Genomic DNA, 24,456 nt, shown 5'->3' with positions numbered 1-24,456 from the left:
GGAAAGAGGATGGCGGCTTAAAACTCGTGCACGCGCTGGGCAATGTTCCAGCGGAGCGAAAGGGCCGAATAGGCTTCCGTGCCAGCCAACGGGGTAGCAATCTGGGAAGTCTGGTGGCGCACTATCTGGGTAGCGTCAATCCAGAGGTTGTGCCGCAGCTGATAGGTAGCCGTCAGGTCGCCGTGGAATAAATGGGTGGTGTTACCTTGGCCCACGCGGTTGTTGAAGTCCTGCACGCGGGTGGTGTACGGCAGCAGCACATTGCCCCCGTAGTTAATCGTAACGGGCGTGTAGGGCGGAAAATCGGTATTGATGGTGGTATTCAGGCCCTGCTCCGAGAAGAAGCCTTTACCCACCACCATCAGGCGCGGTAGCGGCTGGTAGCTGACCACCCCCAGTATCTCCCAGAGGTTAGCACCCATGGGGTGCGCCAGGGGCTGATTGTAATGCTGATAGTTGCGGAACTTGTCCTCGTGCTCGTAAGTGTAAGGGCGGATGTAGTTGAACTCGGCCTGCAAATCCAGATTGCGGATGCCGGCAGCATCAAAGTATTTGGCGCCCAGCTGGAAGGCCTGCTTATTCGCCCACCAGCCGTTGCCAGAGCGTACCTGGCTGACCACAAACTCATCCAGCATCAGCTGGCCGTACAACTGGGCGGTATGGGCAATATTCCACTTGAAATCCATACCCAGCAAAGCGTTGTCCTGGGAGCCGATTTGCTGCTCTATGCTGCGGTAGAAGATGATGGGGTTCAGGTACTGCAGCTCAAAGCGCCCCTTGCCCCGGGAAAATACCACTGACTCAAACACGCCTATATTGAAGTTAGGGGTGATGTCGAGGCTGAGGTGGTGCAGGGCGAAGTATTTCTTCTGATAAATAGTATCGGCATTGGCCTTGTCGGCCGTCATTTCCGCAAACAGGTTCTGGTAGTTGAACTTCCAGATGCGCGTGTTCAGCTTCAGAAAGAAATACGGGGCAGCGTAGTCGGATAGAATCAGGGAGCGGTACCCGTTGCCGATGACGTTACGGTCGTGGCCCAGCTGCACGTTAATGTGCTTAGAAGCTGCGTAGGTAAGGTAGCCCCGGGCTGAAAGGAAGTCGTACTGGCCGGGCTTGTCTTTGAACGGCTTCCAAAAACCTTCATGCGGCACAATATTATCCCGAATGATACGCTGGCGCACGTATTCCGGTACGGCCGTCTGGTTATCGGCCAGGAAGGTGTAGAAGCCCAGCTTTTCATCAATAGTGCCTTCTACCTGCACCCCGCGGGTGTTCAGGAAGCGGATTCCGTCGCTATCGGTATCCTTACCCAGCTGCACGCCTATCACCGGATTGATGCGCAGGGTGAAGTCCGGGTTGTTCACCGAATACAGGTCGGACTGCCGGCGGTAGAAATGCTTGAGCACCGGGCGGCTGCTTTCATTTACAGCTGCGGCCTGGCTGGTGTAGTTCCAGTTGTCGCGCAGCAGGTAGCGGAGGTTAAACCGGTCGGCGCGGGAGAGGCCGGCGGCGGAGTCGCGCAGCATCTGCTCGGCCAGGCGGGCCACCATAGCGCGTGGGTAGGGCCGCACGGCTGTATGCAGCTCCTGCAAAGAATCGGAGCCGGACTTGGCCGCGTAGCGGTCAATCAGGCGGTAAATATCAGCATCAAGCGGCACGTAGGTCGTGCCCTGGAGGGTGCGCGTGCTAGGCACCGAGGCCACCTGGGGCTGGGGAACTGGTTGCGGCTGGACTACTGGCTGGGCTGCCGGGGCCGCTGGTGCAGGAGTAGGAGCAGCAACCTCTTTCTCTTTGGCCCGGCGTGGCGCCCCTACGGGCTGGTTGTATAGCCGCCAGGGCGAAGCTGTAGTGGTATCAGTAGGGGAGGCCGTGGGGGCGGTGGATAAGGTGTCCTGAGCATTGGCCGGGCCCGCCAGCAGCGTTCCGGTAGCGAGCAAAAACAGGAAAGGTCGTATCATACAGAGGCGGACAACCGCGCTGCCAACGCGGCAGCCAGTGGCGCAAACCTACGCAGTTACGCGCAAGGAGTTGGTTTTTCTCCGCATTACCCCGTTTGCCTGGCCGCGGTGTGGCATATTGCGTACTCTTGTGGGCTATCTAAACCGCCTTATCCCTTGTCGCTCCGCTATCTGCCTCATGCCCAACTAGACCTGCCTGCCTGGGATACCTGCGTGGCGGCCGCCACGGAACCGGTGCCGTACGCCTACTCCTGGTGGCTGGCGGCTACAACCGGCCGCTGGGATGCGGTGGTGGAAGTAGATGAAGTCAGCGGAGCGTACCTGTCGGTGTTGCCCCTGCCCATCAAGCGCCGGCCGTGGGGCCGGGAAGTCTACCAGCCGCCCTTTACCCAGCAGCTGGGGCTGCTTATTACCGCGGGCAGTCGGCACCGCAACCTGCTGGATTATCTTACCCTGATCAAAGGCCGTTTTGCCCGTTTTTACCAACAACTGCATACCGGCCTGGAACTGGCCAGCGCGCCGGCGGGCTTTCATTTGAAGGAACGCTACACCTATCAGCTGAGTCTGGCGCCGCACTATCCGGCGCTGCTGGCCGGGTTTGAGGCCGACTACCGGCGCCGCCTGCGCCGCAACCAGGAGCAAGCTCTACCGCTTAGGGTAACCCCAGCCGCATCCGCCGCGGAGCTGATTGCCCTTTTCCGGGCAGAAGCTGCCGGACAGGCGGCCGGCCTCAAACCGCAGGAGTATGCCCGGCTAGCCAGACTGCTAACAGAGATACAGGCCCGCGGCCTGGGGCAAATACTGGAAGTGCGCGCGCCCCAAACCAACGAGCTATTGGCCGGGGCTTTCTTCGTCACCCATCCGCAGCGGCTTATTTACCTGTTTGCCGCGGCGGCTGAATCCGGCCGGCAGGCGGGTGCACCGCTGCTGCTGCTCAACTATATAATCCAGCATCATGCCGGAACGGTGGGGCTCACTCTCGATTTCGAAGGTGGCATGATACCGTCTATTGCCCGATTTTTCGCCAACTTCGGTGCCGCAGCGGTGCCGTACGCTGCCCTCTCCCAAACCCGAAACCCCTGGTATCTCTCATGGATGCGTTGAATCCTACGTCTGCCCCCGATCTGAATCGTGTACATGTAGTCTGTGCTGAGCCCTCGGTAGCTAACCACTTTCTGGCGGAGCTTCGTGATGTAGATGTGCAGCGCGACTCCCTGCGCTTCCGCCGCAACCTGCAGCGGCTGGGCGAAATCATGGCCTACCGCATCAGCTCCCAGCTTAGCTACACCACCAAAACGGTGCGCACGCCCCTGGGCCAGTCCAGCAGCATGCACCTCCACGATTTCCCGGTGCTGGCCACCGTGCTGCGCGCCGGGCTGCCGTTTCACCAAGGCTTTCTGAATTACTTTGATCAGTCTCCCTCCGCCTTTGCCGCGGCGTACCGCATTGAGGGCACCTCGCAGGTGCAGGTGCAGGTAGACTACCTCACGGCCCCCAGCCTGGATGAGCGGGTTCTGATTCTGGCCGACCCTATGCTGGCCTCCGGTAGGTCCCTGGTACAGACCTACCGGGCCATGCTGCGCTTTGGTACGCCCCGGCAGGTGCACATTGCCGCCGTTATTGCCAGCCCCGAAGGCGTAGCCTACGTAACACGGGAAATTCCGGAAGCTACGCTGTGGGTAGCGGCTATTGATGAAGGGCTGAATGAGCAGGCCTACATCGTGCCCGGCCTGGGTGATGCCGGCGACCTTTCCTACGGCAGCAAGCTGTAGGGAAATTGCCGAAAGCCGTTGGTTGAAAGCCTACCCTAAGCGGCTCCATCAGCCCCTGTCATCTGTTCATACATCATTTACAATCAGATGATCTGCCGGAACTATTCCGGCAGACTCAACCTGTTATCTTTAGTTGACGCTAGAATAGCTTTCTATTTCCATTCTCCGCACCGAAAACATCCGTGGTACCTCACGTTCTCAAATACGCTTCTGTTTTCCTGCTTAGCATGGTAAAATTCTTCGGCGGCCCGGTAGCGGGAGTTGCCGCCGGAGTGCCGTACATGGCCACCGTAGGCCTTACCGTAGCCGGTATGATGTCCAGCGTTATTCTGATATCGAGCATTGGCAAGGCCTGGGCCCTGCACCAGCGCCAAAAAAGGATTAAGAAGCGTAAGCCGTTGTTTTCCAAACGCTCCCGGCGCATCGTCATGATCTATTCCCGCTTTGGCATGGGCGGCATTGCGTTTCTCACGCCTATTCTGTTCAGCCCCATTGGTGGTACCGTTATTGCCACCCAGCTGCACGTGCCTCGCTTTAAAATTATGGTACACATGCTGTGGAGCGCCATTTTCTGGGGCTTTCTGTTTACCTCGTTGGCGGTCAGGTTCAGCCACCTGGCCATCTTTCAGCATTAAGCATCTTACACACAAAAAAAGCCGCTCCGGATATCCGGAGCGGCTTTTTTTGTGTGTCTGCAATCTACTTCCGACGCTTGGCCCGGGCCATGGCGGCTTTGGCGGCTTTCACGGCCGGCTTGGAGGCAGTCTTTTTAGAAGGATTGGCTTTGTTGCCCTTTTGGCTGCGGTTAGGCCCTTCCTTATAGGTTTTGCCGGTGCGCTTGTCAATGGTTACGCCGGGCTTTACATATTCCTTGCGCTCATGGAAAGCACCCAGGAAGGATGGGTCGTCGCGGCGGCGGCGCTCATCAATCTCCCGGTCCATGCCCTGCTGCTCGTCGAACTGGGTTTCCATCACCTTTACCTCCGGCGGCAGCGGCAGCAGCGGAATTTTCTGGTTGATGAGCTCCTCAATGCGGGCCATGTGGTGCATTTCGGCTTCGTTGGCGAAGGTGATGGCGGCACCCGTATGCTGGGCGCGGCCCGTGCGACCAATGCGGTGCACGTAATCATCATATATCAACGGCACGTCGAAGTTAATGACGTGGCTTACCTGGGGCACGTCGATGCCGCGGGCGGCTACATCGGTAGCCACCAAAAAGCGGATTTCCCCGGCTTTAAAGGCTTCCATGGCGTTGATGCGCACATTCTGACCCTTGTTGCCGTGAATGGCGCGCACCTCGCCGTGGGACTTGCGCTTCAGGAAGCTGGCCACGTTTTCGGCGTGCTCCTTAGTGCGGGTGAAAATCATGACCCGGTGGAAGGCATCCCAATCCAGGAACAGGTATTCCAGCAGGTTAATCTTGGTAAGCAGGTTGGGCACCTCATACAAGGACTGGGTCACGTTCTGGGCTGAGGTGGCGGCCGGCGTTACTTCCACCCGCACCGGAAATTCCAGGAATTCCTCGCTGAGCACCGATACTTTATCCGGCATGGTGGCAGAGAACAGCACATTCTGGCGCTTGCTTGGAATTACCTCCAGAATGCGGCGGATCTGGGGCATAAAGCCCATATCCATCATTTTGTCGGCCTCATCCAGCACCAGGGTTTTAATCTCCTTCAGCACCAGGTTGCCTTTCAGGTACAGCTCCATGAGGCGGCCGGGCGTGGCAATCAGAATGTCTACGCCCTTGGCAATGGTTTCAATCTGGGTTTTGGGGCCTAGTCCACCGTAAATGGCGAAAATGCGCAGGTCGGTGTGCACGGCCATCTTGCGTAGGTGGCTTTCCAGCTGCATGGCCAGCTCGCGGGTAGGGGCCAGAATCAGGGCCCTTGGGTTTACGCCTTGCGCGTATTTCACCTTCATGAGCAGCGGCAGGCCGAAAGCGGCGGTTTTGCCGGTGCCGGTCTGGGCAATGGCTAGCACGTCGTGGCCCGCCAGCAGCAGCGGAATGGTTTGCTCCTGCACGGGCGTAGGGTGCTCAAAGCCCGCTTCGGCTACGGCCGTGAGCAATTGCTTGTTGAGCTTGAAATCGGCAAACGCTGCCGGCTGGGGCGAATCAGACATAATCAGTAAAATGCTTTTGAATCTGCAAAGGTACGGGGAATACCGGCGGAAAGAGTCACAGAGGGTCAGCTTACTAGGCTTTTGCAATCAGCAAACCAGAAAAAAATCTACCGGAAACGCTTGTAATTTCTGCTTTAGGCGTTACTTTTGTCGCTCCATTACCAACCTGGTAGATATAGCTCAGCTGGTTAGAGCGTCGGATTGTGATTCCGAAGGTCGTGGGTTCGAGCCCCATTATTTACCCCAATGGAAGTCCCCGGAGAGAAATTTCCGGGGACTTTTTTGTTGATTAGAGCGTTGCCCCGGCAATGCACTCTTGCAGGCCTCACTTTATCCCTCCTTCTTATGAGTCTGGTTGTTATCGGCTCCGTGGCGTTTGATGCGCTGGAAACCCCCTTCGGCAAAACCGACAAGATTATTGGCGGCGCTGCTACCTATATCTCGCTGTCGGCGTCTTACTCGCTGAAGCCTGTGAAACTGGTAGCCGTGGTCGGCGACGACTTTCCGCAGTCAGATATCAGCCTGCTGGAAAAGCACGGAGTAGATACCGAAGGTCTGCAAATCAAGGAAGGGGAGAAGTCATTCTTCTGGTCGGGTAAGTATGCTAATGACCTGAACTCGCGCGAGACGCTGGTGACGGAGCTGAACGTGCTGGCCGATTTCGACCCCATTATTCCGGATGCTTACCAGGACTGCAAATACCTGATGCTGGGCAACCTGGCCCCGCAGGTGCAGCGCCTCGTTATTCAGCGCCTCGTGAACCGCCCCAAGCTCATTGTGATGGACACCATGAACTTCTGGATGGATGTGGCTCTGGATGAGCTCATCAGCACCATTGAAATGGTAGACGTGCTCAGCATCAATGATGAAGAAGCCCGCCAGCTTTCCGGTGAGTATTCTTTGGTGAAGGCGGCCCGCAAAATCATGGCCATGGGTCCCAAGTATCTCATCATCAAGAAAGGCGAGCACGGCGCGCTGCTCTTCCACAAGAGCAAGATTTTCTTTGCCCCAGCACTGCCGCTGGAGGAAGTATTTGACCCTACCGGCGCCGGCGACACCTTCGCGGGCGGCTTTATCGGCTACCTGGCCGCTACCGACGATATCAGCTTCGATAACATGAAGCGCGCCGTCATTCATGGCTCGGCCATGGCCTCGTTCTGCGTGGAGAAGTTTGGCACCGAGCGTTTGCTGCACCTCACGGATAAGGAAGTGGAAGCCCGCGAGCAGCAGTTTGCCGATCTGGTGAGCGTGATGCCTGTGGCTACGGTGTAACCAGAATTACCGGGCTGAGGAATCAGCCAACGGAAAACCCTGACCGGCCTTTTAGGCACCGGTCAGGGTTTTTTTATGCCCTGATTTTTGGCAACCTTTTACAAATGGTACGGTAGAAGGAATAGTCATTCACTTTAACAGTCAGTGCCATGAATAAGAAAGAATCGGACCTCGCCAACCAGAAAACGTCGGTGAACCCCGCTGCCAATACCAAGAAGAAAAGCACCCAGGTTCAGAACCCCAACGTGAGCAACGTGTCTACGCACGGTAATACCACCGATGGTAATACCCAAGGCAAAGACCCCGGCAAAAACGCCCATATCCGCAGCAACCCGCAAGGCAACAAGCCTATGTCGGTGGACGGCAACAGCAAAGTGGGCAAAGGTGGCGACTCGCGCCACTAATACCGGCTTATAGCCTTATCAAAAAAAGCCCCGTCAGTAATCCTGACGGGGCTTTTTTATGTTTGATAATCTGCAAAAGCTACGGCACCACGGCCAGGCGCATCACGCGGGTATCCACATCGCCATTGTCGAAGTAATCCTGCCCGAACAGGATGGTGCGGTTATCGAGCCAGCGCGGCTGGCTGAGGCCCCACTCCGTTTGGCGCTGCCAGAGCAGCCGCAGCTTCTGGCCCTGCACTTCCCATACCTGCAGGCCGCTGGGCTCGTAGCGGGCCAGCACATCGGAGTTGCCGCACACAAAATGCTGCCCGTCCGGGGATATAACCGGCGGGCTCCAGACTTTGGTACGGCGGCCCGTGTGCTGACTCACGAGCATGTAATATCCCCCTTCATACAAATGCACCGACACCAGCCATTGGCCAATGCTGGGAAGGGAAGCCACGTACTCAAAAGCAATATTGGTGTCATAGTCTTCGGCCGGATTATCCGTGAGGCGCACGGTGGCCCCACTGCTGGTACGCAGCAGCAGGCTGCGGCCCACCCGGCGGACGGTGGGGCCCGCCGTGCGCAGGCGGCGCTGCTCTTCCACGGATATATCCAGCTCGCCGTCATCTTCCGCGGCCGTGGCCGCCACCAGCCACGCAGGGTCGGGCAGGCGGTTGTAGACGGACGTAGGCGCGGGGTACAGCTTCAGCACCCGGCCACCTTCCAGCGTGAGGGTGTCTAGGTGGGCCCAGCGGTAGATGGGGCGGGGTTCCGCGCGCTTGAGAGAGGCGCCGCTGGGCTCGGGCTTGGCGTGCTCCTGGGGTTGTACCCGCAGGGAGCACGCCGCCAGCATACTCAGCGCCAGCCCCGACGAAAGGATGCGTACAGATGGCATCATAGGATCGAGAGCCAGTGCTTAAAAATCCTGCTTCAGCCACTGCCGGAAGCTGGCCTGCTGGGTGGGGGTGGCATCCGGCCGCTTCTCTACCGTAAGCTTCTGCCAGTAGCGCTGCTCCGGCTGGGCCTGCAGCGTAACCGTCAGCAGCTTGCTCTGCCGGAATACGGACACTTGGTACTGCATTTCCTGGTTGGCGGAAAGCAAGGACTGTAAGTTCATCGCTACGCGGCGGCCATTCACGGCCACAATCTCATCGTCTACGGTCAGCGCCGCCGCAGCCGGTGAGCCGGGTAAAATGTCGGTAACCTCGGTCCGCTCGTTTTTCACCACCGTCCGGAAGCCAAAAGTGCCTTCGGAGGCTGATGGATTTTCTTCGATCAGCAGCATACAGCCTACGGTAGCCAGGGCCTCCGCCAGCGGCTCTTCCAGCGCGGCGGTGCCGTACACGTAGTCGGAGAAATAGGCTTGCATATCCTGGCCGGCTACTTCAGTTACCACGCGCATGTAGTCCTGCTCAGTGTAGCCAATGCCTGGCTGGCCAAACTCCTGCCATAGGCGGCGCATCACATCATCCAGGCTGCGCTGGTGCTGGGAGACGTTCCGGATGGTGAGGTCGAGCAGCATGGCCACCAAAGCCCCTTTGTGGTACACGGATACTTTGCGGTCGGGTACGCCGGGCTTGTAGCCATCCAGCCAAAGGTCCATGCTGGCATCGGCCAGGGAAAGGTTGTAGCGGCCGTAATCGTCGTAATGCTTGCGCAGCACCGTGTTCAGCTCCTGGAAATACTGCTCCACAGTGCGGACGCCGCTGCGGGCCAGCAGATACTCACCGTAGTAGGTGGTAATGCCCTCAGCTATGTAGCAGGTGCGGAAGTAATTCTCGCGGGCGTAGTCGTACGGCTGCATCTCGGCGGGCCGAATGCTCTTGATATTCCAAGTATGGAACAGCTCGTGGCAGCTCACGCCCAAAAACTCCTTGTATAGCCCTTCCGTCATCAGCAGCTCCGCAGGACCCAGCGTAATTACGGTGGAGTTGCCGTGCTCTACGCCGTGGTAGTGCTTATAAGGCAGAATCTCATTCAGGAAATGATAGTCTGACACCGGAAAGCCCCCGAATAGGGTTAGCTGCTCTTCGGTGAAAGCGGCAAAGTCCTGCAGAATGCGGGACCAGTCCGGCGTACATTCACCCTGAATCCAAACGTAGAAGGGAATACCCTGCACTTGGTAGGTTTGATGCACCAGCGTAGGGCTGGCAATCAGGGGAGAGTCCACTAAATGGTCGAAGCTGCGGGCCTGGAGCGTGTTGGGGCCGCTTTGCGGGAGGCCGCAGGCAATTTGCCAGCCGGTAGGCAGGCCCAGCGTCAGCTGACAGGTTTCCTCCTGCCGCCCTTCTACGTACATCAGGCACTGCACCCCGTTCAGGTAGAGCTGGGTTTCATCCAGCCAGGAGCCGCCGGCATCCATCTGGTGGGCGTAGAAATTGTAGCGTACCCGCACGGTGCGACCAGCCGCGCCGCTTACTTCCCACCGGTCTTTGGTAAGCTTGCGGTAGGAGAGGAGCTCACTGGAAGTGGCATCTTCTACCACCACCCGCTGTATTTTCTGGGCGAAATTCTGCAGCTCGTAGCGGCCCGGCCGCCAGGCGGGTAATTGCAATTCCAGCGCGCCAGAGGCCGTATCGGGTACTTCAAAGGTTATCTGAACCTGCGCGTAGAACGTGAGCGGGTTCTCAAACGAAACGTAATAGTGAATCATGTAAGCGTGGGGGCGGCAGGGCAGAAAATCAGGAGTAAAGGTACGCCTATCCGGCTGATAAACGCGGGCTTACTTACGGGTTTGCCCGGCAGATAGTAGTACTTTTGTGAGGGACTTTTCCGGCATGCCGGGGAACTTGTTTGCGCTAATGCTGCAAAAAGCCGGTAGAAGCATTGCCATTTTCAAAACAAGGGCGTACCTTTGCCGGCCTTACCTGTTACTGAGTCACTTCACATATCATGAAACGTACTTTTCAGCCTTCGCAGCGCAAGCGCCGCAATAAGCACGGTTTCCGCTCGCGCATGGAAACCGCCAATGGCCGCCGTGTGCTGGCAGCCCGTCGTGCCAAAGGTCGCAAGCGCATCAGCGTATCCGACGAAGGCCGTCATAAGCGCTAAACCGCTGACGGCTGCCGCCGCTTTGCCCCCACCCATGGATGATACTACGTCGGGGGCGCGCTCTTATTCGTTTTCGAAAGAAGAACACTTGTGCCGAAAGAAGCTCATTGATGAGCTATTCGCGCGGGGTTCTTCTTTTGGTTTATACCCCCTGCGGCTGATATGGCTGCCTGTCCCCGCCGCTACTACTGCGCCGCCGCAGGTATTGGTAAGTGTATCCAAGCGCAACTTTAAGCGGGCCGTTGACCGGAACTACTTCAAGCGCCTGATGCGCGAAGCCTACCGGTTAAATAAATTTCGCCTCACGGAGGCAGCAGGAGGCCATAGCGTGGGCCTGCTGGCCATTATTTATACCGGCAAGGAAAAAAAGCCTTTTACGCTGGTCGAAAAAAAATTAATTTCAGGGCTAGAGCGTTTGTTGACAGATGCAACGCCGCAGGGCGGCGCGGTGTCTGGTTCGTAGGGTTGTTTACTTGCTACCTGCTCAGTCTATGCGTAAAAAATCTATTGCTGCCGGTCTTCTGCTTGGAGGCGCTGCTCTCCTCGTATCCTTTCGGTCAGCGTCCGACAACGAGCGCTACTTCGAAATTGCCAAGAACCTCGACATCTTCGCCACCTTGTTTAAGGAGGTGAATACCTACTATGTAGACGAGGTGCCGCCTTCCAAGCTGGTGAAAACCGGGATTGACGCCATGCTCAAGTCCCTGGACCCGTACACCAATTACATTCCCGAAGACGATATCGAGGATTTCCGCACCATGACCACCGGCCAGTACGGCGGCATTGGGGCCGTAGTGGTGAAGCGGGCCAACAAGACTGTTGTGCAGGCAGCGTATGAGGGCTACCCGGCCCAGAAAGCCGGCCTGCTGCCCGGCGACGAAATCCTGAACATCAACGGCGTGAGCCTCGAGAAAAAAACCAACTCCGATATCAGCAAGCTGCTGAAGGGGCAGGCCAACTCGCAGGTCAAGCTGATGGTGACCCGCTACGGGCAGGATGCGCCGGTAGAAGTGAACATCACCCGCGACAAGATTCAGGTAGACAACGTGCCTTACTATGGCATGCTCACCAGTGATATTGGCTATTTCCAGCTGGCCGGCTTTACGGTTGACGCCGGCAAGGAAGTTCGGCTGGCGGTAAGCAAGCTGAAAGAGCAGGGCGCCAAGAAAATTGTCTTCGATATCCGGGACAATCCCGGTGGACTGCTGAACGAGGCGGTGAATATCTCCAACCTGTTTGTGGATAAAGGCCTCGATATTGTCAGCACCAAAGGCAAAGTAACCGAGTGGAATAAGACCTATAAGGCCCTGGATACGCCGCTGGATACCCAGATACCCATTGCCATTATCACCAGCAACCGTTCCGCCTCGGCTTCCGAAATTGTGTCGGGGGTGTTGCAGGACTACGACCGGGCCGTGCTGGTAGGGGAGCGTACTTTCGGCAAAGGCCTGGTGCAGGCCACGCGCCCGCTCAGCTATAACTCCCAGCTGAAGGTAACCACCGCCAAATACTACATTCCCAGCGGCCGCTGCATTCAGGAAATCGACTATTCGCACCGCGCCGATGATGGCTCGCTGGGCAAATTCCCCGATTCCCTGCGCACTGCTTTCAAAACCCAAACCGGCCGCACCGTATTTGATGGTGGCGGAGTAGCGCCGGATGTGGAAGTACAGGAGCAGGATGTGGCCGAAATCACCCGCTTGCTGTTGCAGAAAAATTACGTCTTCGACTATGCCACGCGCTACCGCGCCGAGCATACCAGCATTCCACCAGCCCGCGACTTCAAGCTTTCCGATGCCGAGTACCAGAAATTTATTCAGTTTCTGCAGGGCAAAGACATCAGCTACAGCACCGAGGTAGAGAAAAGCCTGGCCGATGTAGTGAAGAAAGCCAAGGAGGAAAAGCACTACGACGACGTGAAGAACGAACTGGAAGCCATCCGGCGGAAAGTATCCACCAACAAAAGCAACGACCTGATTCGCTTTAAGCCCGAAATCCGGGAGTTTCTGGAGCAGGAAATTGTGTCGCGCTACTACTTCCAGAAAGGCAGCATTGAAGCCAGCTTTGATGATGACCCCAATATTCTGGCCGCCGTGCAGGTGCTGAATGAGCCCAACCGCTATGCGGCCTTGCTTAAGCCCGGCGGCAAAGCGGCCAGCGCTATGAAGAGTGCCGGTACGAAGTAAGGTTTGTTATACCTTTGTAATGAAAAGCAGACTCCTTATGAGTCTGCTTTTTTCATTCTGTGAGAGAAGTTGTTCTCCTCCGTTTTCGCTGCTTATGTCTTTTCTCATTCTCTCCCTCGAAACCTCATCCTCCATTTGCTCCGTGGCCCTGCACCGGGTAGCCGATGGTAGCCTGGTGGGGCAGTCGGAACTGCGGTTGGAGAAGTCGCACTCCTCGCACCTGAGCGTGCTGGTGAATCAGCTGCTGGAAAACTGCCAGTACACGTTGCAGGATGTGGCGGCCGTGGCGGTTTCTGATGGGCCGGGCTCCTACACCGGTTTGCGCATAGGAGCGGCCGCAGCAAAAGGCCTCTGCTTCGCGCTGGAAATTCCTTTGGTAGCTATCAGCACCCTGCAGGCGTTGGCTTATCAGGTAGCTTCCTACACGGCCCGGCCGGAGCAATACCTCTTTTGTCCCATGCTGGATGCCCGTCGTATGGAAGTATATGCCGCGCTCTACACCCACGAAGGCCAGGAAGTGCTGGCCCCCACACCACTGATTCTGGAGGAAACCACGCTGGCCGAACAATTAGCACACCACCGCTTGTTATGCTTTGGTAACGGCGCCGTTAAGTTTCAGCCGCTGGTGGCCGGTAATGCCCACGCCGATTTTCTGTCGGATATTCAGCCATCTGCGGTGGCAGTAGGGGCGCTGGCCGTGCAGGCTTTCCGGGAGCAGGACTTCCGGGATGTGGCCTACTACGAGCCGTTCTACTTAAAAGAAGTATACACCACTACCCCCAGGCCTAAGGCTTAGCACCAGGAGGCAAGCTGTCAAAAAATCTTTCCTCTAACGTCTATCAGCTATATAATGGAAGACACCCTTATCAACCGCGTCACGCAAAGTGCCCTCACTACGCTCAATCTGGAAGAATTTATTCATCCCGGTGAGCGGGTGGTATATGATATCAAGGAAAACCTGTTCCACGGCTTAATGCTGCGGGAAAAGGATTTCCGCGAGTTCATCAAAACCCACGACTGGAGCCAGTACGACGGCAAGAACGTAGCCATTATCTGCTCCGCCGATGCTATTGTACCTACTTGGGCGTACATGCTGCTGGCTTCCAAGCTGCAGGGCCATGCGCATCGGTATGTGTTCGGCAACCTGGAATCCTTGGAGCAGGAGCTGTTTCAGGAAGCCATTGCGGGCATTGATGCTGAACAGTACCGGGATGCAAAAATGGTGGTAAAAGGCTGTGGTGAGAAACCCGTGCCTACGTATGCTTACGTGGCTATTATGCAGAAACTTCTGCCGGTTGCCAGCAGCATTATGTATGGTGAGCCCTGCAGCACGGTACCGCTGTACAAGCGTCCGAAAGCCTGATTCGTCGGAAATTTTCCTGGCGAGGTCATCTAAAAGCTCCTGGCGTTATAAAACGGCAGGGGCTTTTTGCGTTGCTGAGGTTTGCATGGCCCCGCAGCAGGGTACTTCTGCATCGGCAAAAAGCAACTTTGCATCTTTGCCGGTAAATAGCTCTTATGACGCAACCCCAAAAAGCCGCTTACAAAATCAGTGTCATCACGGGCATTGCCATTGTTATTGCCAATATGGTGGGCACCGGCGTGTTTACCAGCCTAGGGTTTCAGATACTGGGCCTCAAAAGCGGGTTTGCGCTGCTGATGTTGTGGGCGGTGGGCGGACTCATTGCCTTATGCGGGGCGCTAAGCTATGGCGAACTGGCCGCGGCCATGCCCCGCTCGGGCGGCGAGTACCACTATCTCTCCAGGATTTACCACCCCGCGGTAGGCTTTCTGTCCGGTTGGGTATCGGCTACGGTTGGGTTTGCGGCTCCCACGGCGCTGGCGGCAATGGCTCTGGGAAAATATGCGCAAAATGTATGGCCCTCGGTGCAGCCGCAGGTGCTATCGGTGATGGTGGTCCTGCTGCTTACGGCAGTGCACGCCAGCAGCAGGCAGGCTGGCAGCCGCCTGCAGGTGCTGATTACGGCCATCAAAGTGCTGGTTTTGGTTGGTTTTATTGGCGCCGGGCTGCTGGCCGCTACCCCACAGCCCTTATCCTTTAGCCCCAGTGCGCTGGGCTGGCAGGAAGTGTTGAGCCCGGCCTTTGCCGTTTCCCTCATTTATGTGTCGTATGCCTATTCCGGCTGGAATGCCGCCGTGTATATGACGGGCGAAGTGGCCGATCCGCAACGGAATCTGCCGCGCATTTTGCTGATCGGTACCGCCGTGGTACTCCTATTATATATAGGGCTGAATTTCGTGTTCCTGTATTCCACCCCGCTCAATACTTTGGCAGGTCAGGTAGAAGTCGGTTTCGTGGCCGCCAATTCCCTGTTCGGTCCCGTTATTGGCCGCCTGATGGGCGGCGTTATTGCGGTACTGCTGGTATCCACCGTAAGCTCCATGATTTTTGCCGGGCCCCGCATTGTGCAGGTAATGGGGGAGGACCTCACCGGCCTGCGCACTTTGGCGCACGTCAGTAGGGCTGGCATACCGGTCCGGGCCATGCTGCTGCAAACCCTGCTCACCCTGGTCTTTATTCTGACGGCCACTTTTGAGCAGGTGCTTTTATACGCAGGCTTTGTATTGAGCCTTTTCACATTTCTCACCGTGCTGGGGCTGTTTATCCTCCGCTGGAAGCACCCGGCGCTGCCCCGGCCTTATCGGGCCTGGGGCTACCCCATTACGCCCCTGCTCTTTTTGGGCTTAAGCGGCTGGACGCTCCTTTTTCTGCTGCGCGATAAACCAATGGAGTCCCTGTACGGGTTGGCCACGGTGTTGCTGGGCCTGTTGGTCTATAAAGGCGTTAGTCGCCCGGCGAAGAAGCCAAACGCCGATGTTCCAATGCACTCTATATATAAGGAGTGAAAAAGCTGAAAAGCTAACTTGCCGCCCCATTCGTTTTTTCTTCCTAAGTACTCCCGCATGCGCATTTCCCTTTCTAGGCTTCTGGCTCCCTTCCTCTTCGTCGCGCTGACTGCCTGCTCTGAGCAAAAAACCACTGCCACCGAACCAGCGAAGCCCGCCTCGGCAGCTCCCGTTGACACTACAACGGCTCCAACCGTTGCGGCACCCGCCCCGGATACTACCGCTGTGCAGGATGTAGCGGCCTATCTGGCCGGCCAGCCCGTAAGCCAGCGCAGCGACCTGCGCCCACTTACGGCCCTTCCTGCCTGGCAGGCATTTGCCGCCGATGCCGATAAAAGCTGGACCAACTATCACAACACCCGCACCAACCGTATTCAGCAGTGGGCCGCCACCGAGCTGGATTCCGTACGCCGCAGCAGCTCCACCGTGTTCTACCCCTTTAGCGGGCCCGATTTGCTGAATGCCTATACCATGTTTCCCACGGCCCAAACCTATGTATTGGTAGGGCTGGAGCCAGTAGGCACAGTGCCCCGCCGCAGCACCCTGGAAAATCCTAAGCTGTTCAGCGCCATCAAAGCCTCTTTGTGGTCGGTGCTCAACTTTAGCTTTTTCCGCACTAATGATATGGCCGTCGACCTCAAATCAGTGGAGCTGGATGGGGCTTTGCCTTTGATGATGCTTTTCGCCACGCGCACCGGCAACCAGGTAACTGATATTCGCTACCTCCAGCTGAATACTCAGGGGCAGATGTCGGAAGCCGATACCATGACCATCCATCGGCCCGGTCCCAAAATCATTCCCGGCGTAGAAATGAAGCTGCGCGATGCCAAAGGCCAGGAGAAAACCGTGTACTACTTCTCCGCCGACCTTAGCGACTGGAAGCTGGGCACGACGAAAGACGCTATACTGCAGTATGTGCGCACGCTTGGGCCGGTAGTCACCTACATCAAATCGGCTACTTACCTCATGCACAAGCCCTATTTCAGCAAAGTGCGCAACCTGATTCTGGACCGCAGCAACTTTATCTTACAGGATGATTCGGGCATTGCCATGAAATACTTCCCCGCTTCCGACTGGCAATTCACCTACTACGGCACCTATAAGCGCCCCATCAACCTTTTCGCCAAGCATTATCAGCCCACGCTAACCCAGGTTTATACCGATTCGGTGCACCGGCCCCGCCCGCTGCCCTTCGGTACCGGCTACAACTGGCGGCAAAACGACTCCAACCTGCTATTAGCCCGCCGCACCAAAACGGTAGCGGAATAGCTTTCGGCCTACACTATATATATAGGAGTAGGCTGCGCAAATCCGGCAGCAAAAGAAAAGAGGCTGTGGCATGGTTGCCGCAGCCTCTTTTTGTTATTTAATGCCAGCAGGAGAGTAGTGGGATACCGTGCTTGCGTAAGGATCTATTGCCGTACTGGTCCTCGGTTCCATTATCCCTTTCCGGAATGTTTATGCCGCTAGCTTTTCGTCCATTCCTATTGTGGCTACTCCTATATATAGGGAGTACTTTCAATAGCCCTTCTAAATCTCCGGTTCCTCCAGGTTCCCTGGTACTACAAAGAGTCAACCGGCAGTTGCTCGACAGCCTGCTTCACAGCGATGCCCGCTTAGCGGAAGTGGTAACCCACGCCGATAAGTATGAGCTACAGATCATCTATACCCAAGTTAACCGCGACGCGCAGAACCGCCCGCACTTCACCCAGTACGATTACCACCTCAATGCCCGGCAGTACTTCAACCCCGCCAGCCTGGTGAAGCTGCCCACGGCTGCCTTGGCTCTGGAAAAGCTGAACCGCCTGCACCAACCCGGCCTCACCCGTCGCACACCTATGGCCACCGGCACCGCCTTCCGTTGCCAGACCCCCGCGCCATATATTCCTACCGCCGACTCCGACCAGGTAAACACAGTCGGCAACTACATCAAGCGCATGCTGCTCGTCAGCGACAACGTAGCCTATAACCGGCTCTACGAATTCCTGGGGCAGCGCCCGCTCAATGCGCGTTTGTGGGAGTTAGGTTACCCACAGGCACGCATCACCCGCCGCTTTGCTCCCTGTGATACGGCCGCCAACCGCCATACCAATCCTATAACTTTCCTCAATGCCACCACGGGGCAGGTTATCTATCAACAGCCCGCCGCCTTTAACCTACATTCTTTCCCCTTGCCATTAGGCAACATCCGAAAAGGCCGCGGCTACCAGGCCGGAGGCCGCATCATCTATCAACCCTACGATTTCACTACTGCCAACTACCTGCCGCTACAGAACGTGACGGATATGCTCAAGGCTGTTCTGTTCCCCGAAGCCACCCCGGCCGCCCAGCGTTTCCAGCTCACCCCCGATGATTATGCCTTCCTGCGCTATTATCTGCACAGTACGCCCCACGGCTCGGGTTTCTCGCGCTATCAAAGCCGCGCTTATTTCGATGCTTATAAGAAGTATCTCTACTACGGCCGCCAGCGCAACCAGCCAACTCAGCCCGGCTTACACCTATATAATATAGTAGGGATGTCGCATGGCTACCTATCCGATGTGGCCTATTTCGCCGATTCCACACACCAAAGCGAGTTTTTGCTCAGTGCAGTGCTCTACGTAAACCAGGATGGTATCCTCAACGATGGCGCTTATGAATACGAATCCATCGGACTGCCTTTCCTGAAAGCATTGGGGCAGGTACTCTATCAATACGAGGCCAGGCGCCCCCGCACGCACCATCCAGATCTGTCAGAACTCTTCGCTAAGGAAGTAGTCCGCTAGTTTTTGCTTCTCCTCGAAAATAGTCAGGTTATGCGAGAAGGGTGTAAAGTGCTGTTAGTCAGTTTTGATGAGGGTATCGTTCAGCTTCCCTAAGCTTGATAGTACCTGTTTCCATCAATTATTTGCTGTACGGGTTAGGAAATAGGGGAGAAGAGTCGCACTTTTGCACTCCCAAACCGGAACGCGGCAGGGCAAGCAGCTGAGAGGCTCCTGGAGAAAGTTTTGAAAAAGAAGTTGGAAATCTGGGAAAGGTTCTACTATCTTTGCAGCCCGCTTCAACCGGAAGCCGGGTACAATCCGAAAAAAAAGTTGTTTTCGGGCTTGCAAACGAAGAAAAGAAAAGCGTACCTTTGCCACCCGCTTCGACCGGAAGCCAGCAAGCAGCACGGAAAAGTTCAAAAAAGAAATTTCCTACTTCGCTTGCGAAACGAAAAAGGTTGCTTACCTTTGCAACCCGCTTCAACCGGAAGCGCTTGAGAGTGAAACAAGCCCAACCCGCTTCGAAAAAAACTTCGAAACCGGATTTGGAAAGCAGCAGAAAAGTTACTTACCTTTGCATCCCGCTTCAAACGGAAGGGGAAAACAAGTAAGGCAGACGAAAACGAAAGCTTCAAAATTATTTCGCTTTTCGCTTGTTAAACAGAAAAGGTTGTTTACCTTTGCATCCCGCTTCGAATGGAAGCCCGGACAGACTAACTAAAACACCCCGCTAGCCTGGCTAGCACACGGTTCTCGAAACGACGAGAGCACACGTTCTTTGAATGATTGGAATTGACAAATTTGGTAAGCGGTTTTCGAGCTTCGGCTTTGAAACCAACCAAGCGTAACAAACGAATAATAGCTCGTTAATACGGGTCGGATCAGCACTCGACATGGCTCTCTTTTCGAAGAGAGTAGCAAGTAATTTTACAATGGAGAGTTTGATCCTGGCTCAGGATGAACGCTAGCGGCAGGCCTAATACATGCAAGTCGAACGGGTGGTAGCAATACCACTAGTGGCGCACGGGTGCGTAACGCGTAACCAACCTGCCCTTGACTGGGGGATAGCCCGCCGAAAGGCGGATTAATACCGCATAAACCAACAGCCTGGCATCAGGCAATTGGTAAAGATTTATTGGTCAAGGATGGGGTTGCGTGACATTAGCTTGTTGGCGGGGTAACGGCCCACCAAGGCGACGATGTCTAGGGGACCTGAGAGGGTGATCCCCCACACTGGCACTGAGATACGGGCCAGACTCCTACGGGAGGCAGCAGTAGGGAATATTGGGCAATGGGCGAGAGCCTGACCCAGCCATGCCGCGTGCCGGATGAAGGCCTTCTGGGTTGTAAACGGCTTTTCTCAGGGAAGAAAAAGACCATGCGTGGTACACTGACGGTACCTGAGGAATAAGCACCGGCTAACTCCGTGCCAGCAGCCGCGGTAATACGGAGGGTGCAAGCGTTGTCCGGATTTATTGGGTTTAAAGGGTGCGTAGGTGGCCTTGTAAGTCCGTGGTGAAAGCCTCTCGCTTAACGAGAGAACTGCCATGGATACTGCAAGGCTTGAGTCCAGACGAGGTTGGCGGAATGGATGGTGTAGCGGTGAAATGCATAGATACCATCCAGAACCCCGATTGCGTAGGCAGCTGACTAGGCTGGTACTGACACTGAGGCACGAAAGCGTGGGGAGCGAACAGGATTAGATACCCTGGTAGTCCACGCCGTAAACGATGGATACTCGTTGCTAGCGATATACAGTTAGTGACTTAGCGAAAGCGTTAAGTATCCCACCTGGGGAGTACGCCCGCAAGGGTGAAACTCAAAGGAATTGACGGGGGCCCGCACAAGTGGTGGAGCATGTGGTTTAATTCGATGATACGCGAGGAACCTTACCTAGGCTAGAATGCGCGTGACCGGTTCAGAGATGAACCTTTCCTTCGGGACACAAAGCAAGGTGCTGCATGGCCGTCGTCAGCTCGTGCCGTGAGGTGTTGGGTTAAGTCCCGCAACGAGCGCAACCCCTACATTTAGTTGCCAGCGGATTATGCCGGGGACTCTAGATGGACTGCCTGCGCAAGCAGTGAGGAAGGCGGGGACGACGTCAGGTCATCATGGCCCTTACGCCTAGGGCTACACACGTGCTACAATGGACGGTACAGAGGGTCGCTACACAGTGATGTGACGCCAATCTCAAAAAACCGTTCTCAGTTCGGATCGAAGTCTGCAACTCGACTTCGTGAAGCTGGAATCACTAGTAATCGCGTATCAGCAATGACGCGGTGAATACGTTCCCGGGCCTTGTACACACCGCCCGTCAAGCCATGGAAGTCTGGTAGACCTGAAGCTGGTGCTCGTAATAGAAGCCAGTTAGGGTAGAACAGGTAACTGGGGCTAAGTCGTAACAAGGTAGCCGTACCGGAAGGTGCGGCTGGATCACCTCCTTTCTGGAGCGGTCCGACTCGTGAGTTGTTGCTCGCGTTACCTTTGGACTATCAAATTTGTCATTCCTTCATTCAAGATATTCACGGATTCGATGCCCTCATCGAAACCCGGGCTTGTAGCTCAGGTGGTTAGAGCGCTACACTGATAATGTAGAGGTCCCTGGTTCGAGTCCAGGCAGGCCCACTGTTCACAGTTGGGTAGGCCAACGGAACACGAAAATGGGGGATTAGCTCAGCTGGCTAGAGCACCTGCCTTGCACGCAGGGGGTCAACGGTTCGACTCCGTTATTCTCCACCAACACGAGACAGACCATTCGGGTCGTCTTCGGTGAGAATACCAACATATAGTAGTGTTTCTGGTAACAGGACAGTACTACGTTGTTTTCCAACTGGGAAAACAAACGTTCTTTGACGTAGTGTAACGAGTAAGAAAAAGTAATAAAGAGTGATTAACCTATGGTTAGTCACCCGAGCCCTCTCTAGCAATAGAGAGCTACAAGAAGTAAGCAAGGGCACACGGGGGATGCCTAGGCTCTCAGAGGCGATGAAGGACGTGATAAGCTGCGATAAGGCTAGGGGATGGGCACATACCAATTGATCCTAGCATTTCCGAATGGGGCAACCCCTTACAGTGAAGCTGTAAGACCTCGTGCATATAGCACCAGGGGCAAACCCGGGGAACTGAAACATCTAAGTACCCGGAGGAAAAGAAAATAACTAATGATTCCCCAAGTAGTGGCGAGCGAACGGGGACTAGCCCAAACCAGGGTGGTTACGGCCACCGTGGGGTTGTAGGACCACAACATCTGATTATCTAATCTTAGCTGAACGACGTGGGAAAGTCGGCCATAGACGGTGAGAGCCCGGTAAGCGACCTGATTAGGTACGGTAGTGGATTCCTGAGTAGGGCGGGACCAGAGAAATCCCGTCTGAATCCAGCGGTACCATCCGCTAAGGCTACATACTCCTGAGAGACCGATAGTGAACTAGTACCGTGAGGGAAAGGTGAAAAGAACCGGGAATACCGGAGTGAAAAGAACCTGAAACCGTGTGCTTACAAGCGGTCGGAGCCCTTTAGTGGGGTGACGGCGTGCCTTTTGCATAATGAGCCTACGAGTTACTCCTCTCTGGCAAGGTTAAATGCGTGGACGCATGGAGCCGCAGCGAAAGCGAGTCTGAATAGGGCGTAGAGTCAGAGGGGGTAGACGCGAAACTTTGTGATCTACCCATGGGCAGGGTGAAGGTTGGGTAAAACCAACTGGAGGCCCGAACCAGTTTCCGTTGAAAAGGATTTGGATGACCTGTGGGTAGGGGTGAAAGGCCAATCAAACTGAGAAATAGCTCGTACTCCCCGAAATGTATTTAGGTACAGCGTCGAGGTGAAGTTTCCAGGAGGTAGAGCTACCGATAGGACTAGGGGGTGTCACAGCCTACCGAATCCTGACGAACTCCGAATGCCTGGAAATATACTCGGCAGTGAGGCTTGGGGTGCTAAGGTCCCAGGCCGAGAGGGAAAGAACCCAGACCATCCGCTAAGGTCCCTAAATTCGGACTAAGTTGAACAAAGGAGGTCCAGTTGCTTTGACAGCCAGGATGTTGGCTTGGAAGCAGCCATTCATTTAAAGAGTGCGTAACAGCTCACTGGTCGAGCGACAGGGCATCGATAATACGCGGGCATCAAGTCCGGTACCGAAGCGATGGATTTGCACTATGTGCAAGTGGTAGGGGAGCATTCTAGCAGCGGTGAAGGTATCCTGTCAGGGGTGCTGGAGCGGCTAGAAAAGCAAATGTAGGCATGAGTAACGATAAGGCCGGTGAGAAACCGGCCCGCCGATAGACTAAGGTTTCCTGCTCAACGCTAATCGGAGCAGGGTTAGTCGGGACCTAAGGGTAAGCCGAAGGGCGAACACCGATGGACAGCTGGTTGATATTCCAGCACTTATGAAGTAGAGTGATGCAGTGACGCAGAAGTGAAAGTACCGCGGGCGGACGGAAGTGCCCGTTAAAGTGCGTAGGTATTGGGACAGTAGGCAAATCCGCTGACCTAGCTGAAACATGATAGTACCCCACGGCTTCGGCCACGGGGATAGTGTACCTAATCAGACTGCCAAGAAAACCTGCTAAGCGTTTACTGCTTTATAACCCGTACCGCAAACCGACACAGGTAGTCAAGGAGAGAATCCTGAGGCGCTCGAGTGAATCATGGCCAAGGAACTCGGCAAAATGGTCCTGTAACTTCGGGAGAAGGGACGCTTCCTCCAGCGATGGAGAAGCCGCAGTGAAAAGGCCCAGGCGACTGTTTAACAAAAACACATGGCTTTGCGAACGCGCAAGCGGAAGTATAAGGCCTGACACCTGCCCGGTGCCGGAAGGTTAAGAGGGGAACTTAGTCGCAAGGCGAAGGTTTGAATCGAAGCCCCGGTAAACGGCGGCCGTAACTATAACGGTCCTAAGGTAGCGAAATTCCTTGTCGGGTAAGTTCCGACCTGCACGAATGGTGTAACGATCTGGGCGCTGTCTCAGCCATGAGCTCGGTGAAATTGTAGTCTCGGTGAAGATGCCGAGTACCCGCCACGGGACGGAAAGACCCCGTGCACCTTTACTATAGGTTGACATTGACGCTGGGTAACACATGTGTAGGATAGGTGGGAGGCTATGAGCCAGCGGCGCCAGCCGTTGGGGAGCCAACGTTGAAATACCACCCTTGTGTTGCTTGGTGCCTAATCTTGAAAGGGAGACAGTGTCTGCTGGGTAGTTTGACTGGGGTGGTCGCCTCCAAAAAAGTATCGGAGGCTTTCAAAGGTCCGCTCAGTACGCTTGGTAACCGTACGCAGAGCGCAATAGCAGAAGCGGGCTTGACTGTGAGGCCGACAAGCCGAGCAGGGTCGAAAGACGGATATAGTGATCCGGTGGTTCCGCATGGAAGGGCCATCGCTCAAAGGATAAAAGGTACGCCGGGGATAACAGGCTGATCTCCCCCAAGAGCTCATATCGACGGGGAGGTTTGGCACCTCGATGTCGGCTCGTCACGTCCTGGGGCTGGAGAAGGTCCCAAGGGTTCGGCTGTTCGCCGATTAAAGTGGCACGCGAGCTGGGTTCAGAACGTCGTGAGACAGTTCGGTCCCTATCTGTGGTGGGCGTTGGATATTTGAGAGGACCTGTCCTTAGTACGAGAGGACCGGGATGGACCAGCCGCTAGTGCACCGGTTGTGGCGCCAGCTGCAGCGCCGGGTAGCTACGCTGGGATGAGATAAGCGCTGAAAGCATCTAAGTGCGAAACTCACCTCAAGATGAGATATCCCATACTAAGAGTCGTGGTAGATGACCACGTTGATAGGCACTAGGTCTAAAGCTAGAAATAGCACAGCCGAGGTGTACTAATGACTCGAACGCTTCTTGTGAAATAGCTCAACTCCTTTTTCTTACCCGTTACCTGCGTCAACGATTTGACAGCATACGTTTCACGTACTAGCTGACACCTTAATGGTGGCTTTAGCACGGGTGTTCACCTCTTCCCATTCCGAACAGAGCAGTTAAGCCCCGTAGCGCCCATGGTACTGCCTTCACCGGTGGGAGAGTAGGTCGCCGCCAACCTTTTTGATCAGAAGCCCCCCTCTGCGACCTTGTGCTGCGGAAGGGGGCTTCTGCCGT

18 protein-coding genes, 3 tRNA genes and 3 rRNA genes are annotated in these 24,456 nt (G+C 55.7%); 20 read left to right on the top strand and 4 right to left on the bottom strand.

The window, feature by feature from the left end; all coding sequences use genetic code 11:
- Positions 1-17 precede the first annotated feature (17 nt).
- The gene (locus AM218_RS12080; RefSeq protein ID WP_054414088.1) at positions 18-1,958 is read right to left on the bottom strand and encodes a hypothetical protein; all 1,941 of its coding nucleotides are present in this window, start codon (positions 1,956-1,958) and stop codon (positions 18-20) included.
- A 156-nt stretch (positions 1,959-2,114) separates the two neighbouring features.
- On the opposite strand from AM218_RS12080, the gene AM218_RS12075 reads away from it, so the two are divergent.
- The 3 genes from AM218_RS12075 to AM218_RS12065 all read left to right on the top strand — a co-directional run bounded on the left by AM218_RS12075 (position 2,115) and on the right by AM218_RS12065 (position 4,365).
- Positions 2,115-3,062 (top strand): GNAT family N-acetyltransferase, encoded by a 948-nt coding sequence (locus AM218_RS12075; protein ID WP_054414087.1) that lies wholly within the window; start codon positions 2,115-2,117, stop codon positions 3,060-3,062.
- Positions 3,050-3,730, top strand: coding sequence for a uracil phosphoribosyltransferase (upp, locus tag AM218_RS12070; protein ID WP_054414086.1), 681 nt, complete (start codon positions 3,050-3,052; stop codon positions 3,728-3,730). Before AM218_RS12075 ends, upp begins: the two co-directional genes overlap by 13 nt.
- A gap of 227 nt (positions 3,731-3,957) precedes the next feature.
- Complete coding sequence (locus tag AM218_RS12065; protein ID WP_054414085.1) at positions 3,958-4,365, top strand: hypothetical protein; 408 nt, start codon at positions 3,958-3,960, stop codon at positions 4,363-4,365.
- Positions 4,366-4,429: 64 nt separating this feature from the next.
- Here AM218_RS12065 and AM218_RS12060 read toward each other — a convergent pair whose 3' ends face one another.
- Positions 4,430-5,854, bottom strand: a complete 1,425-nt coding sequence (locus AM218_RS12060; RefSeq protein WP_054414084.1) for a DEAD/DEAH box helicase — start codon at positions 5,852-5,854, stop codon at positions 4,430-4,432.
- 169 nt (positions 5,855-6,023) lie between these two features.
- Between AM218_RS12060 and AM218_RS12055 the strand changes: the two genes are divergently transcribed.
- The 3 genes from AM218_RS12055 to AM218_RS12045 all read left to right on the top strand — a co-directional run bounded on the left by AM218_RS12055 (position 6,024) and on the right by AM218_RS12045 (position 7,530).
- Positions 6,024-6,100, top strand: a tRNA-His gene (locus AM218_RS12055).
- Between the two features lie 99 nt (positions 6,101-6,199).
- Complete coding sequence (locus AM218_RS12050) at positions 6,200-7,126, top strand: PfkB family carbohydrate kinase (RefSeq protein WP_054414083.1); 927 nt, start codon at positions 6,200-6,202, stop codon at positions 7,124-7,126.
- A gap of 149 nt (positions 7,127-7,275) precedes the next feature.
- Positions 7,276-7,530, top strand: a complete 255-nt coding sequence (locus AM218_RS12045) for a hypothetical protein (RefSeq protein WP_054414082.1) — start codon at positions 7,276-7,278, stop codon at positions 7,528-7,530.
- A 79-nt stretch (positions 7,531-7,609) separates the two neighbouring features.
- On the opposite strand, the gene AM218_RS12040 is transcribed toward AM218_RS12045, so the two are convergent.
- Both AM218_RS12040 and AM218_RS12035 read right to left on the bottom strand, forming a co-directional pair.
- Entirely contained in the window at positions 7,610-8,413 is an 804-nt protein-coding gene (locus AM218_RS12040; RefSeq protein WP_157547648.1) for a hypothetical protein, read from the bottom strand.
- Positions 8,414-8,431: 18 nt separating this feature from the next.
- Positions 8,432-10,168: a M61 family metallopeptidase gene (locus AM218_RS12035; RefSeq protein ID WP_054414080.1), complete on the bottom strand. Its 1,737-nt coding sequence runs from the start codon at positions 10,166-10,168 to the stop codon at positions 8,432-8,434.
- 239 nt (positions 10,169-10,407) lie between these two features.
- Between AM218_RS12035 and rpmH the strand changes: the two genes are divergently transcribed.
- The 14 genes from rpmH to rrf all read left to right on the top strand — a co-directional run bounded on the left by rpmH (position 10,408) and on the right by rrf (position 24,399).
- A complete protein-coding gene (rpmH, locus tag AM218_RS12030) occupies positions 10,408-10,566 on the top strand; it encodes a 50S ribosomal protein L34 (protein ID WP_044511719.1) in 159 nt (52 codons plus the stop codon).
- Positions 10,567-10,600: 34 nt separating this feature from the next.
- Positions 10,601-11,029, top strand: coding sequence for a ribonuclease P protein component (locus tag AM218_RS12025; protein WP_054414079.1), 429 nt, complete (start codon positions 10,601-10,603; stop codon positions 11,027-11,029).
- A gap of 28 nt (positions 11,030-11,057) precedes the next feature.
- Complete coding sequence (locus AM218_RS12020; protein WP_054414078.1) at positions 11,058-12,752, top strand: S41 family peptidase; 1,695 nt, start codon at positions 11,058-11,060, stop codon at positions 12,750-12,752.
- Positions 12,753-12,846: 94 nt separating this feature from the next.
- A complete protein-coding gene (gene tsaB / locus AM218_RS12015) occupies positions 12,847-13,548 on the top strand; it encodes a tRNA (adenosine(37)-N6)-threonylcarbamoyltransferase complex dimerization subunit type 1 TsaB (RefSeq protein WP_054414077.1) in 702 nt (233 codons plus the stop codon).
- Positions 13,549-13,602: 54 nt separating this feature from the next.
- Entirely contained in the window at positions 13,603-14,115 is a 513-nt protein-coding gene (locus AM218_RS12010) for a DUF2480 family protein (protein WP_054414076.1), read from the top strand.
- A 155-nt stretch (positions 14,116-14,270) separates the two neighbouring features.
- A complete protein-coding gene (locus AM218_RS12005) occupies positions 14,271-15,620 on the top strand; it encodes an APC family permease (RefSeq protein WP_054414075.1) in 1,350 nt (449 codons plus the stop codon).
- A 57-nt stretch (positions 15,621-15,677) separates the two neighbouring features.
- Positions 15,678-16,889 carry a hypothetical protein gene (locus AM218_RS12000; RefSeq protein WP_157547647.1) on the top strand — a complete coding sequence of 404 codons (1,212 nt, stop codon included), beginning with the start codon at positions 15,678-15,680 and terminating at the stop codon, positions 16,887-16,889.
- Between the two features lie 314 nt (positions 16,890-17,203).
- Entirely contained in the window at positions 17,204-18,385 is a 1,182-nt protein-coding gene (locus AM218_RS11995) for a serine hydrolase (RefSeq protein ID WP_054414073.1), read from the top strand.
- Between the two features lie 263 nt (positions 18,386-18,648).
- Positions 18,649-18,975, top strand: coding sequence for a hypothetical protein (locus AM218_RS16830; RefSeq protein WP_157547497.1), 327 nt, complete (start codon positions 18,649-18,651; stop codon positions 18,973-18,975).
- Positions 18,976-19,293: 318 nt separating this feature from the next.
- Positions 19,294-20,808, top strand: a 16S ribosomal RNA gene (locus AM218_RS11990).
- 107 nt (positions 20,809-20,915) lie between these two features.
- Positions 20,916-20,989, top strand: a tRNA-Ile gene (locus tag AM218_RS11985).
- Positions 20,990-21,026: 37 nt separating this feature from the next.
- A tRNA-Ala gene (locus AM218_RS11980) sits at positions 21,027-21,103 on the top strand.
- 198 nt (positions 21,104-21,301) lie between these two features.
- Positions 21,302-24,206: ribosomal RNA gene (locus AM218_RS11975) — 23S ribosomal RNA — on the top strand.
- An 81-nt stretch (positions 24,207-24,287) separates the two neighbouring features.
- A 5S ribosomal RNA gene (gene rrf / locus AM218_RS11970) occupies positions 24,288-24,399 on the top strand.
- The 16S, 23S and 5S rRNA genes sit together here with 2 tRNA genes alongside, the layout of an rRNA operon.
- Positions 24,400-24,456 lie beyond the last annotated feature (57 nt).

The organism is Hymenobacter sp. DG25A, assembly GCF_001280305.1.
In the GTDB taxonomy this organism is placed as follows: Bacteria; Bacteroidota; Bacteroidia; order Cytophagales; family Hymenobacteraceae; genus Hymenobacter.
Note: the sequence above shows the minus strand (reverse complement) of the source record. Positions and strands in the feature narration are given on the sequence as shown.

Excerpts from the sequence above, each read along its gene's own strand:
- AM218_RS12080 (WP_054414088.1), bottom strand. The coding sequence starts at position 1,958 with ATGATACGACCTTTCCTGTTTTTGCTCGCTACCGGAACGCTGCTGGCG.
- AM218_RS12050 (WP_054414083.1), top strand. The coding sequence starts at position 6,200 with ATGAGTCTGGTTGTTATCGGCTCCGTGGCGTTTGATGCGCTGGAAACC.
- rpmH (WP_044511719.1), top strand. The coding sequence starts at position 10,408 with ATGAAACGTACTTTTCAGCCTTCGCAGCGCAAGCGCCGCAATAAGCAC.
- AM218_RS12020 (WP_054414078.1), top strand. The coding sequence starts at position 11,058 with ATGCGTAAAAAATCTATTGCTGCCGGTCTTCTGCTTGGAGGCGCTGCT.
- AM218_RS12025 (WP_054414079.1), top strand. The coding sequence starts at position 10,601 with ATGGATGATACTACGTCGGGGGCGCGCTCTTATTCGTTTTCGAAAGAA.
- upp (WP_054414086.1), top strand. The coding sequence starts at position 3,050 with ATGGATGCGTTGAATCCTACGTCTGCCCCCGATCTGAATCGTGTACAT.
- AM218_RS12035 (WP_054414080.1), bottom strand. The coding sequence starts at position 10,168 with ATGATTCACTATTACGTTTCGTTTGAGAACCCGCTCACGTTCTACGCG.
- AM218_RS12065 (WP_054414085.1), top strand. The coding sequence starts at position 3,958 with ATGGTAAAATTCTTCGGCGGCCCGGTAGCGGGAGTTGCCGCCGGAGTG.
- AM218_RS12000 (WP_157547647.1), top strand. The coding sequence starts at position 15,678 with ATGCGCATTTCCCTTTCTAGGCTTCTGGCTCCCTTCCTCTTCGTCGCG.
- AM218_RS12045 (WP_054414082.1), top strand. The coding sequence starts at position 7,276 with ATGAATAAGAAAGAATCGGACCTCGCCAACCAGAAAACGTCGGTGAAC.
- AM218_RS12005 (WP_054414075.1), top strand. The coding sequence starts at position 14,271 with ATGACGCAACCCCAAAAAGCCGCTTACAAAATCAGTGTCATCACGGGC.
- AM218_RS12040 (WP_157547648.1), bottom strand. The coding sequence starts at position 8,413 with ATGATGCCATCTGTACGCATCCTTTCGTCGGGGCTGGCGCTGAGTATG.
- tsaB (WP_054414077.1), top strand. The coding sequence starts at position 12,847 with ATGTCTTTTCTCATTCTCTCCCTCGAAACCTCATCCTCCATTTGCTCC.
- AM218_RS12010 (WP_054414076.1), top strand. The coding sequence starts at position 13,603 with ATGGAAGACACCCTTATCAACCGCGTCACGCAAAGTGCCCTCACTACG.
- AM218_RS12060 (WP_054414084.1), bottom strand. The coding sequence starts at position 5,854 with ATGTCTGATTCGCCCCAGCCGGCAGCGTTTGCCGATTTCAAGCTCAAC.